Annotated in this window: 9 protein-coding genes; 6 read left to right on the top strand and 3 right to left on the bottom strand. The window is 32.9% G+C overall.

Annotation, left to right across the window (positions count from 1 at the left end; all coding sequences use genetic code 11):
* Positions 1–10: 10 nt before the first annotated feature.
* Entirely contained in the window at positions 11–1,186 is a 1,176-nt protein-coding gene (locus tag Q0663_RS06090) for a GlmU family protein (RefSeq protein WP_299008000.1), read from the bottom strand.
* A gap of 104 nt (positions 1,187–1,290) precedes the next feature.
* On the opposite strand from Q0663_RS06090, the gene Q0663_RS06085 reads away from it, so the two are divergent.
* From Q0663_RS06085 to Q0663_RS06075, 3 genes are read left to right on the top strand one after another with little or no spacing between them, the layout of a single operon-like run.
* Positions 1,291–1,674, top strand: a complete 384-nt coding sequence (locus tag Q0663_RS06085; protein ID WP_299007998.1) for a 6-phosphogluconate dehydrogenase — start codon at positions 1,291–1,293, stop codon at positions 1,672–1,674.
* Entirely contained in the window at positions 1,667–2,212 is a 546-nt protein-coding gene (locus Q0663_RS06080) for an acyl-CoA thioesterase (protein ID WP_299007996.1), read from the top strand. Before Q0663_RS06085 ends, Q0663_RS06080 begins: the two co-directional genes overlap by 8 nt.
* 43 nt (positions 2,213–2,255) lie before the next feature.
* Positions 2,256–2,633: a cyclase family protein gene (locus tag Q0663_RS06075; protein WP_299007993.1), complete on the top strand. Its 378-nt coding sequence runs from the start codon at positions 2,256–2,258 to the stop codon at positions 2,631–2,633.
* A gap of 332 nt (positions 2,634–2,965) precedes the next feature.
* Here Q0663_RS06075 and carB read toward each other — a convergent pair whose 3' ends face one another.
* Together carB and rpmH are read right to left on the bottom strand one after the other, a co-directional pair.
* Positions 2,966–5,818, bottom strand: a complete 2,853-nt coding sequence (gene carB / locus Q0663_RS06070) for a carbamoyl-phosphate synthase large subunit (RefSeq protein WP_299007991.1) — start codon at positions 5,816–5,818, stop codon at positions 2,966–2,968.
* Between the two features lie 103 nt (positions 5,819–5,921).
* Positions 5,922–6,083 carry a 50S ribosomal protein L34 gene (gene rpmH / locus Q0663_RS06065; protein WP_028891113.1) on the bottom strand — a complete coding sequence of 54 codons (162 nt, stop codon included), beginning with the start codon at positions 6,081–6,083 and terminating at the stop codon, positions 5,922–5,924.
* Between the two features lie 229 nt (positions 6,084–6,312).
* Here rpmH and Q0663_RS06060 point away from each other — a divergent pair, with 229 nt between their 5' ends.
* The 3 genes from Q0663_RS06060 (at position 6,313) to Q0663_RS06050 (ending at position 12,639) form a co-directional block, all read left to right on the top strand.
* Positions 6,313–7,932, top strand: a complete 1,620-nt coding sequence (locus Q0663_RS06060; RefSeq protein WP_299007970.1) for a CTP synthase — start codon at positions 6,313–6,315, stop codon at positions 7,930–7,932.
* Between the two features lie 195 nt (positions 7,933–8,127).
* Positions 8,128–9,999, top strand: coding sequence for a membrane protein insertase YidC (gene yidC, locus Q0663_RS06055; RefSeq protein WP_299007963.1), 1,872 nt, complete (start codon positions 8,128–8,130; stop codon positions 9,997–9,999).
* Positions 10,000–10,203: 204 nt separating this feature from the next.
* The gene (locus Q0663_RS06050; protein WP_299007960.1) at positions 10,204–12,639 is read left to right on the top strand and encodes a TonB-dependent receptor; all 2,436 of its coding nucleotides are present in this window, start codon (positions 10,204–10,206) and stop codon (positions 12,637–12,639) included.
* The last annotated feature ends 53 nt before the right edge of the window (positions 12,640–12,692 follow it).

The following is a 12,692-nucleotide window of genomic DNA, read 5'->3' as shown; positions in this document are numbered from 1 at the left end:
GCCTTTGATGTTAATAATTTCTATATTGTTTCGTTTCTTCAAAAACGTGTTCTAAAATCTGTTTTTCTTGATCATCGAATACAATACCACGTCTTTGCATTACCACTTCGGCTACTTCAAAAACTTTATTCGTTTTGAATTCTGTAAAACCTGATGCGCCTCCCCAACTAAACGACGGAACAAAATTTCTTGGAAATCCACTTCCAAAAATATTAGCAGAAACACCTACAACAGTACCTGTATTAAACATGGTATTAATTCCACATTTTGAATGATCTCCCATCATCAAACCACAGAATTGTAATCCAGTTTTAGCGAAACGGCCAGTTTCGTAATTCCATAAACGAACTTCAGCATAATTGTTTTTCAAATTCGAGTTGTTACTATCAGCTCCAATATTACACCATTCTCCTAAAACCGAATTTCCTAAAAATCCATCATGTCCTTTGTTAGAATATCCAAATAACACAGAATTATTCACCTCTCCTCCCACTTTACTATGAGGACCTAAGGTAGTTGCTCCATATATTTTCGCTCCTAATTTTAACACTGAATGTTCACACATTGCTAACGATCCGCGTACTACAACGCCTTCCATAATTTCAGCGTTCTTACCAACATAAATAGGTCCTGTTGAAGCATTTAATGTAGCAAAAGTTAACTTTGCTCCTTTCTCTACAAAAATGTCATTTCTATTAACACAGTTAACCGTTTCTGGAATTGGTTGCGACTTTCTGCCTTCAGTTATTAGGTCAAAATCAGCACGAATAGCCTTATCATTTAAAGAAAAAATATCCCAAGTATTTTTTATTTGAATTATATCATCTTCAAATTCTAAATGCTCATAAGAAGAAAAGTCTACTTCTTCTTGATTATCTGAAGTAAAAAAAGCTATTACATCTTCTCCTTTAAATATCGCTTGATTTTCTTGTAAATTCTTTACCATTTCAACCAAAGGCTTCGTTGGTAAGAAAGAAGCATTTAATAATACATTCTCTTCCATTTCAACCATAGGGTACTTCTCTTCTAAATACTCTTCTGTTACGGTCGTTGTTGTTAAACCTAAGTATTTCTCCCACTTTTCTCTGATAGTCAAAATACCTACTCTAATATCAGCTACTGGTCGTGTATATGTAAATGGTAGTAAAGCTTTACGCACATCACCATCAAATAAAATATAATTCATATTAATCATTTTTTGAAGCAACACAAACTTACCACTTTCAATTCATTTTACAAGTCAAAATATAAATCTTACTTTTGTTATTATACATTCTTCAATCAAACACTATGAAAAAAATTTTAGGTCTAATTTTAATTGGTATTGCTCTTATAGCTGCATTATACTATGCTTTTATTTATTTTATTCCTTATAGCGAAGGAGTTCGTTCTGGTGAACTCATAAAAATTAGTTATAAAGGTGTAGCAGTAAAAACTTGGGAAGGAGAAATTAGCCAAGGAATTTCTGGCGCTCAAATTTTTGCTTTTTCTGTAGAAGACAATCAAAAGGAAGTTATTGATAAACTTCAAAAACTCCAAGGTCGTTATGTCAAAGTTACTTACAAAGAACGTTTTGGTACTTTCTTTTGGCTTGGTGATACCAAATACTTTATAACACATGTTGAAGAAGAGCAATCTCCTCATTTTAGAGGAATAAACAATAATAATGAATAATATTTTTAGAAATATAGAAGACACTCGCATTAGCATTTCTGAGCTAATGCTTCCATCTCATGCTAACTTTAGCGGCAAAATTCACGGTGGGTACATTTTAAAACTAATGGATCAAATAGCTTTTGCTTGTGCATCAAAACACTCTGGTACTTATTGTGTTACAGCGTCAGTAGATACGGTTGATTTTTTAAACCCAATAGATGTTGGTGAGTTGGTTACCATGAAAGCTTCTATCAATTATGTAGGCAGAACCTCTATGGTGGTAGGTATTCGTGTTGAATCACAAAATATACAAACTGGTAAGGTTAAGCACTGTAACTCTTCTTACTTTACTATGGTTGCTAAAAATGATGAAAAAAAACAAGTAACTGTTCCTGGAATCATTATTAATAATGAAAAAGAAATGCGTCGTTTTTTAGAAGCTATAAAACGCTTAGAAATGAAAAAGAAACGACAAGAAGAATTTAACAGCGATAATTTTGTTGCTGAAGATTACATTGAAGATTTAGAAAAATACAATGTAAAGATTGAATTATAATATGCCTGAAATTGTAGACCTAAGTCAAGGTATTTTTGATTGAATGCCTGTTTATAAAAGTCTTCCACAAGTTAAAGTGTCTGTGCATAACACCCATGAAGAATGGGATGGAATTAAAAATCCTACTACTAAAACTCCTGCTGTATATAAACTAGAAATGGGTAAACATACAGGAACTCATGTTGATGCTTTAAACCATATGGCAGCTAAACATGAAGGTAAATCTATAGACACCATGCCTCTTAGTATGTTTTATACTGAAGGTATTTGTTTAGATTTTTCTCATAAAAACTTACAGGAATTAATTACTTCTGAAGAAGTTAAAGAACAGTTAGAAAAAGAAAAACTTAGTATAAAAGAAGGTGATACAGTTCTTATTTGCACAAAGCACTACACTAAACATTTTGATACTGAAAACTAGTGAAAAGGTCTAGGTATTACAGCTGAATGTGCTACTTGGTTTGGTGAACAAAAAATTGCAGCTTTTGGTGTAGAAACTATGTCTCTAGGAGTTCCTAAAATATCTAATAAGAAGGTACATCACATTTGTCGTAAAATGGGGTTTACTCATTATGAAAACATGATAAACCTTGATAAATTAATAGGCAGAGGCAGGTTTCACTTATAGCCTTACCTTTAAAAATTAGAGGCGGAACAGGATCGCCAGTAAGAGCCGTCGCTATTTTTGAATAAAAAAATCCGAAGTAAATTTACTTCGGATTTTTTAGTCTATTTTCTATTCTCTAAAAAGAATTACTTACTCAAGTACATTTTACGTCTTGCATATAAATCGTAAAAGGCATCATCTCTAAGTGAATCTATAAATAAAATACTTTCTCCTGTTGATTTCATTTCTGGACCTAAGTTCTTATTTACATTCGGGAACTTATTAAAAGAGAATACAGGCTGCTTAATTGCAAAACCTTCTAACTGAGGATTGAAATCAAAATCAGTTACTTTTTTCTCTCCTAACATTACCTTTGTTGCATAGTTTACATAAGGCTCTTTATAAGCTTTTGCTATAAATGGAACCGTACGAGAAGCACGTGGATTTGCTTCAATAATATATACTTTATCGTCTTTGATCGCAAACTGAATGTTAATCAACCCAACAGTATCAAGTGCTAAAGCAATTGTTTTAGTGTACTCTCTAATTTGCTCTAATACTAATTCCCCTAAGTTGAACGCTGGTAAAGTTGCATTTGAATCTCCTGAGTGAATTCCACAAGGCTCAATATGCTCCATAATACCGATGATATACACATTTTCACCGTCACAAATAGCATCAGCTTCTGCTTCAATTGCTCCTTCTAAGTAGTGATCTAATAATAATTTGTTATTAGGAATCTTACGTAGTAAATCTACTACATGTTCTAATAACTCCTCTTTATTAATCACAATTTTCATTCCTTGCCCTCCAAGTACATATGATGGACGTACTAAAATTGGAAAGTCTAACTCGTCAGCTAAAGCTAAAGCTTCATCAGCATTCTCTGCAACTCCAAACTCTGGATAAGGAATATTGTTTTCTTTTAATAAACTTGAAAAACTTCCACGATCTTCAGCTAAATCTAACGCTTTGTAGCTAGTTCCTAAAATAGGAATTCCGTAACGCTCTAACTTTTCTGCTAATTTTAAAGCTGTTTGCCCTCCTAACTGAACTATAACTCCTTCTGGTTTCTCATGCTTAATGATATCGTAGATATGTTCCCAAAAAACTGGCTCAAAGTATAATTTATCTGCCGTATCAAAATCAGTTGAAACAGTTTCAGGGTTACAGTTAATCATAATGGTTTCATAACCACATTCTTTTGCTGCATATACCCCATGAACACAACAGTAATCAAATTCAATTCCTTGACCAATTCGGTTTGGTCCAGAACCTAATACAATTACTTTTTTCTTATCAGAAACTACACTTTCATTTGATACAGAAACTTCACCTTCTACTGTTTCTATTTCACTTTCAAAAGTAGAATAGTAATAAGGAGTTTGTGCTTTAAACTCAGCAGCACAAGTATCTACTAATTTATAAACACGTTTTATTTTTAACTCTTCACGTTTTTTATACACTTCACTTTCTAAACAACCTAACATGTGAGCGATTTGACGATCACCATATCCTTTTTGTTTAGCTTCCAATAACAATTCTCTATCAAGTGTATCAATTGTATAAGTAGAAATTTCTTTTTCTAACATATACAACTCTTCATATTGACGTAAGTACCACATATCAATCTTAGTGATTTCGTGAATTTTACTCAACGGCATTCCTATTTGAATAGCGTCATAAATAGCAAATACACGATCCCAAGAAGCATATTTTAACTTGTCTTTAATTTGGTTGTAATCTTTATAACTTTTACCGTCAGCTCCTATTCCGTTACGTTTAATTTCTAACGATTGTGTTGCTTTGTGTAATGCTTCTTGGAACGAACGTCCAATTCCCATTACTTCTCCAACTGCTTTCATTTGTAAGCCTAACGTTCTATCAGAACCTTCAAACTTGTCAAAATTCCAACGAGGTATTTTCACGATTACATAGTCTAATGTTGGTTCAAATAAAGCTGAAGTAGACTTCGTTATTTGATTATCTAACTCATCTAAAGTATAACCAGTTGCTAATTTAGCAGCAATCTTTGCAATTGGGTACCCAGTTGCTTTTGATGCTAATGCTGATGAACGAGATACACGTGGATTAATCTCAATAGCTATAATATCTTCATTTTCATCTGGAGAAACCGCAAACTGAACGTTACATCCTCCTGCAAACTCACCAATAGAACGCATCATTTTAATTGCCATGTCACGCATTTTTTGGAACGTTTTGTCCGATAACGTCATGGCTGGAGCTACTGTAATAGAATCTCCTGTATGGATTCCCATTGGGTCCATGTTTTCAATAGAACAGATAATTACAACATTATCATTATCATCACGTAATAATTCTAATTCGTATTCTTTCCATCCCATCATTGCTTTATCAATCATTACTTCGTGAATCGGAGAAATTTCTAATCCTCTAGATAATGATTCTTCAAATTCTTTTTCATCATATACGATAGATGCTCCCGCTCCTCCTAAAGTAAACGACGCTCTAATACATAATGGAAATCCGAATTCTTGTGCAATCTCTTTTCCTTTTAAGAATGATGTTGCAGTTGCTTGAGGAGCCATAGGCACCCCTATTTCCTCCATTAATAGACGAAACTTATCTCTATCTTCTGTAATATTAATAGCGTCAATATCTACTCCTATTATTTCAACATCAAAGTCTTCCCAAATTCCTTTTTCATCAGCTTCGATACAAAGGTTTAATGCAGTTTGCCCTCCCATAGTAGGTAAAACAGCATCAATCTGTGGATGTTCTTTTAAGATTTGAACAATAGACTTCGTGTTAAGCGGCAACAAATATACATGATCAGCCATCGAAGGGTCTGTCATAATAGTTGCAGGATTCGAATTAATTAAGATGGTTTCAATTCCATCTTCTCTCAAAGATCTTAACGCTTGAGAACCTGAATAATCAAATTCACATGCTTGACCAATAACAATTGGTCCAGATCCAATAATTAAAATCGATTTAAGGTCTTGTCTTTTAGGCATTTTAGTTCGTGTTGTGTTGTGATGTAAAAATAAAAATTGTTTGGTTATAAAAAAAGGCGATACTTAATAGTAACGCCTTTAAAAAATTAACAATAGTTAATCATTATTTCTTTGGTCTAGATTCAGATGAAACAGACAACTTCTTTCTTCCTTTTGCTCTTCTTCTAGCTAATACTTTACGTCCATTAGCAGAAGCCATTCTTTCGCGGAAACCGTGTTTGTTTCTTCTTTTTCTCTTCGATGGTTGGTACGTTCTTTTACTCATTACAGTATATCTTAAATATCTTCTTTAAAAATGTTTTGCTTTTGTGAAATTCCGTCTGCTAAAAGCGTGGGCAAATATACAACAGTTTTTCAGTCTGACAAACCCTTATTTTATTTTTTTTTAAAAAAAGTTTGTTTGACAAACATACATAATTTTTCTGCACGTTTTTTATCTTTTTTATTTGTTCTAATTGCCAGACTTCTTACTTTTGCGCAAACCTAACAGTACCATGAACAACACAAAATACGTTTTTGTAACCGGAGGCGTAACTTCATCACTAGGGAAGGGAATTATAGCCGCTTCTTTAGCCAAATTATTACAAGAAAGAGGATACTCTGTAACCATTCAAAAGTTAGATCCATATATTAATATAGATCCAGGAACATTAAACCCATACGAACATGGAGAATGTTATGTAACTGATGATGGGGCTGAAACCGATTTAGATTTAGGACACTATGAACGTTATTTAAACATTCCTACATCACAAGCTAACAATGTTACCACAGGAAGAATATATCAATCTGTAATAAACAAAGAGCGTAAAGGAGAGTTTTTAGGAAAAACCGTTCAAGTTATTCCTCATATTACTGATGAAATTAAAAACAGGGTTCAAATTTTAGGGAATACAGGTGATTATGATATCGTAATTACTGAAATTGGGGGAACCGTTGGTGATATTGAATCTTTACCATATATAGAAGCTGTTCGTCAATTACAATGGGATTTAGGAGAAGATAACGCTATTGTTATACACCTAACCCTAGTACCTTACTTAGCTGCTGCTGGTGAATTGAAAACAAAACCTACACAACACTCTGTAAAAACTTTAATGCAAAGTGGTGTGAGTCCTGATATATTAGTATGTCGTTCAGAACATGAAATCTCTGATGACATTAAGCGTAAACTAGCTTTATTCTGTAATGTTAAAAAACAAAACGTAATCCAGTCTTTAGATGCTGAAACTATTTACGATGTTCCTAACTTAATGTTTAAAGAAGGACTAGATTATGTAGTATTAGATAAACTGAACTTATCTACACGTAAACAACCTAACTTAAAAACTTGGAACAAGTTCTTAGAGCGTCATAAAAACCCAACTTCTTCTGTTGAAATTGGTTTAGTAGGAAAATACGTAGAGTTACACGATTCATATAAATCAATTACTGAAGCTTTTATCCATGCAGGAGCTGCAGCTACCAACAAAACAAAGGTTAACGTTCGTTGGATTCACTCTGAAGAATTAACTCCAGAAAGTGCAATAAAACAATTAGAAGGTGTAGACGGTGTTTTAGTAGCTCCAGGATTTGGTGATAGAGGTATTGAAGGAAAAATTGCAGCAGTACAATATGTACGAGAAAACAACATTCCGTTTTTAGGTATTTGTTTAGGTATGCAAATGGCAGTTATTGAGTTTGCTCGTAATGTATTAAACTTAAAAGATGCTAACTCTACCGAAATGGATCCTAAAGTTGCACATCCTGTTATTAACTTAATGGAAGAGCAAAAAGATGTTACTGAAAAAGGTGGAACAATGCGTTTAGGTGCTTGGGATTGTCAATTAACACATGATTCTAAAGTTTTTCAAGCATATAAAGAAGAATTAATCAGTGAACGTCACCGTCACAGATACGAATACAACAACGAATATAAAGAACAATTAGAAGCAGCAGGAATGAAAACTGCGGGTGTCAATCCTAAAACCGGATTGGTAGAAATTGTTGAAATACCTACTCACCCTTGGTTTGTTGGTGTTCAATACCATCCAGAATATAAGAGTACGGTGTTAAATCCACACCCTTTGTTTGTAAGCTTCATTAAAGCAGCTTTAAAACACTCTAAAAAATAATTTCAAAAATCCTGTAACTAAAATTACAGGATTTTTTATTTCTCAATAAAATTGGAATACTGTTTGAACTACCATTCTTAACAAAATTAATCATTGTAAATCCTCTAATAATCTTTGGGGTTTTACTACCTTTGTCGGGTTTTTCAGACAACTAGAAAAACTTTAAGTGACAAGTTGACATTTTAACATATATCAATGGAACAAAAAAAATTTGATTTAAATTCCTTTATAGGAATGCTTTTATTAGGAGGAATTATGCTTTGGTGGATGAATACCCAAAGACCAGACGAAACTCCTGAAGCCACTACTCAAACAGAACAAACCACTAACGCTACCGAAAACGTTCAGAACAACTTAACTGAAAACACCGTTTTAAACGATTCGTTACAGCAAATTGCTTTACAAAATAAGTTTGGTGCCTTTGCATACGGAGCTTCAAAAAGCCAAGAAGGAAATACTACACTTGAAAATGATCTAGTAAAGTTAACGGTAGATAACAAAGGGGGACAAATTATTGAAGCCTTAGTAAAAAACTATAAAACGTACGATTCGTTACCTTTATACTTAGTTAAAGACAAAAACGCATCGTTCAATATCAACTTCGGTACTACTGACAACCGAATTTTAAACACCAAAGACTTACTATTTACTCCTACCCTTACTAAAAATGGAGATACGCAAGTACTTTCTATGAAATTAAAGGTTGCTGAAGATAAATTCTTAGAGTACCGTTATGAAATGAAAGAGGGCGATTACCGCGTAGGTTTCGCTGTTCGTTCACAAGGTTTGAGTAATGTTATTAATAGCTCTCAAGAAATCAACTTAGATTGGAACTTAAAAGGTTTTAGACACGAAAAAAGTTTAAAAACCGAAAACATGTATTCTTACTACTATTATAAAGCTGATGACGAAGTAGATTACTTACAAATGAATGATGATGATGTAGTAAGTGATATTGATTGGGTTGCGTTTAAACAACATTTCTTCTCATCTGTATTGACTTCAGAAACTCCTTTGAACAATGCTACTTTAAAATCTGTTGATTTTGCAGGTGAAGATGTAGATAGCGTTTATACTAAAACCTTTGGATTAAAAGCTCCTTTAGCTTTAACAAACGGAGAATTAAATTATAACATGCAGTGGTTTTACGGACCAACGGATTATAATTTATTAAAATCTTATGAAGGAACTAGTCTTGATGAAATTGCTGATTTAGGTTGGGGAATCTTCGGTTTCTTAAACCGTACAATATTTTACCCTGTTTTTAACATGTTAAAAGGATTTATTGGTAACTACGGATTAATCATCATTTTAATGACGATTGTTGTTCGTATACTAATGTCTCCTGTATTATACAAATCGTACCTATCAAGTGCTAAAATGAAAGTGATTCGTCCAGAAATGGAAGAAATCAATAAAAAGTATCCTGGGAAAGAAAACGCTATGAAGCGTCAGCAAGAAATTATGGCTGTACAGCGAAAAGCAGGAGTGAACATGATGTCTGGTTGTATACCCGCATTAATGCAAATGCCTGTGTTCTTTGCTTTATTCAAATTTTTCCCTACCAATATTGATTTTAGACAAAAAGGATTCTTATGGGCTACTGACTTATCTTCTTATGATACGGTTTTTCAACTTCCTTTTAAGATTCCATTTTATGGAGATCACGTAAGTTTATTCCCAATTTTAGCATCTGTGGCGATTTTCTTTTATATGAAAATGAACCAAAGTCAACAAGCTAACATGCAAGCACCTACGCAAGAAGGAATGCCAGATATGAGCAAAATGATGAAATGGATGATTTACTTCTCTCCTATCATGATGTTATTCTTCTTTAACAACTATGCAAGTGGATTAAGTTTATACTATTTCATTTCTAACTTGTTAACTATTGCAATTATGTTTATAATTAAAAACTACGTAATTGATGAAGATAAAATTCACGCTCAGATAGAAGAAAACAAAAAGAAGCCTGTTAAAAAAAGTAAATTCCGTGAGCGTTTAGACGCTGCAATGAAGCAGGCTCAAGAACAACAAGCTGCACAACAACGCGCTAAGAAAAAATAAATTACCTACCTTTAGGTTATTCAATTTTAAAAAACCAACTTTTTTCTACTCGATGAAAAAGTTGGTTTTTCATTTTTACCCTTTCTATTTTTCGTTGTTAATTTCTTCTTTTTCACTTCCATTTCTGATTTAACATTCTTTTAACTAAACACCATTAAACCTTTCGGGAAATTTGCAGTCAAACATGTTTTATAAATCAACGTAATGAAGAAATTTACCTTACTTATTATTTTACTAATTAGTTTTACAACTTTTGCCCAACGTGGTTCAAAAATTACTTTAACAGGAAAAGTTGTTGAAACCAACTCAAAACAACCATTAGAATACGCAACATTAGTACTTACAAACACCAGCACTCAACAAGTTGTTGGAGGAGTAACTGATGCTAATGGAAACTTTTCTATAGATGCTTCATCGGGTACTTATGATGTAAAAGTTGAATTTATTGGTTTTAAATCTAAGAACTTAGGAAACCACACACTAACCGAAAATAAAAACTTAGGTGTAATTTCTCTTTCAGAAGATACCGAAACCTTAGATGAAGTTGAAATTATTGCAGAAAAATCAACCGTAGAAATTCGATTAGACAAAAAGATTTACAATGTTGGTAAAGATATGACTGTTAAAGGAGGTAATGCTTCTGATGTGCTAGATAACGTACCTTCTGTAAACGTAGATGCTGAGGGAGCTGTAAGCTTACGAGGAAATGAAAACGTTCGTATTTTAATTGATGGTAAACCTTCTGCCTTAGTAGGATTAACAGGTACAGACGCCTTAAGAAACCTACCTGCTGATGCTATTGAAAAGGTAGAAGTAATCACCTCTCCTTCTGCTCGATATGATGCTGAGGGTACTGCAGGTATTTTAAATATTATTCTTAGAAAAGGAAAAGTAAGAGGCTTCAATGGTTCTCTAAACTTTTCTGTAGGTAATCCTGATTTGTACAGGGTTAGTAGTAATTTAAACTACCGTACAAAAAAGTTCAATATTTTTTCAAATCTTGGTTACTCTTATAGAAAAGGTCCAGGAAATGCCTTTAGTGATTTTACATATTTAACCGACGGTGTTATCGATAGTCTAAGTATTGAAAAAAGAGACTATGACCGAAAAAATAAAAATTTTAACGGTTCTTTTGGTTTGGAATATTATTTAAACGATAAAAGCTCTCTTACAGGAACAGTTTTTTATAGAAATAATGACGGTAAAGATATTGCCACAAACAATACAGATGTTTTTTCTCCTGCTAACGACCCTATCAGAAGTTTAAAAAGATTAGAAACTGAAACTGAAGACGATATTGATACTCAATATTCGTTAAACTATACCAATAATATTGATGACAAAGGTCAAAAATTAATTATTGACTTACAGTATAGCGAAAACGAAGAAGATGAACTTGCTAATATTACTAACAACAACATTTTAGCTGAACAAAATAGTCAAGTTACTAAATCTAAAAATAGATTATTACAAATAGACTATGTACTTCCATTAGGAGAGAAAAGTCAATTAGAATTAGGTCATAAAGCGGATTTACAAGATTTAACTTCTGATTTTAGAGTTCGTGATGAAAATGGACAACCTTTTGATTTTGATCCTTCGAATGCTATAGATTTTAAACAATATATCTACGCTTATTACGCCCAATATGGTAGTAAAATAGATAAATTTTCATACCTATTAGGATTACGTGCAGAATACACTGATATTGATTTAACAGTATTAAATACTGGTGATTTTTCTGATAAAAACTATACGGAATGGTTCCCTACCGTTAATTTAGGATATGAATTTAGTGAAACAGATAACTTAACTTTAGGGTATGCTCGTAGATTACGAAGACCACGTCACTGGTTTTTAAACCCATTCGAAACACGTAGTTCAGATACGTATGTATTTAAAGGAAACCCAGACTTAAACCCTACATATACTAGTTCTTTTGACTTAGGGTATACTACACGAGTTAGCAAAGTAACCTTAAACTCTTCTTTGTACTATCAATTTTCAACTGATTTAATCAGACCTGTTTCTAGAATTGAAACAAGAGATAAAGGAAATGTTTTCGTACGTCAGTTCTTAAACCTAAATGATGAAGATCGTTACGGACTTGAACTAACAACAAATTATAATCCAGTAAAATGGGCACGTTTATCAGCAACTTTTAACTATTTTAAGTTTAGAACAGATGCTTTCGACTACACTTATTCTTATACTAATCCTATCAATGGTGATCTAATAACCGAAACTGAGTCTTTACCTGAAGTAAATAGTAGCAGTTGGTTTGCTCGTTTTAACTCTAGAATAACTTTACCTGCGAAAATAGATTGGCAAACACGTATTATGTATCGAGGACCACAAGATGATGCACAAGGTAGTAGAGAAGGTATTTTTGTTACCAACTTAGCATTCAGTAAAGATATATTCAAGGACAAGGCCTCATTAGTTTTAAACGTTAGTGACCTATTTAACGAACGTAAAAGAAAAAGCTACACGAATACAGCTAGAGTAATGTCTTATCAAGAATTTCAATGGAGAGAGCGTCAAATTACACTAAGCTTTACTTATAGATTTAATCAAAAGAAAAAACGTGAACGTCCTGAACGAAACGGAGATTTCGATGGTGGTGGTGAAGGGTTTTAATACTTCATTCAAATACAATAATAAAAAGAGAGCTGAACAATCAGCTCTCTTTT

The organism is uncultured Tenacibaculum sp. (assembly GCF_947504135.1).
GTDB lineage: Bacteria > Bacteroidota > Bacteroidia > Flavobacteriales > Flavobacteriaceae > Polaribacter.
This window is presented reverse-complemented; position numbering and strand designations above follow the sequence as displayed.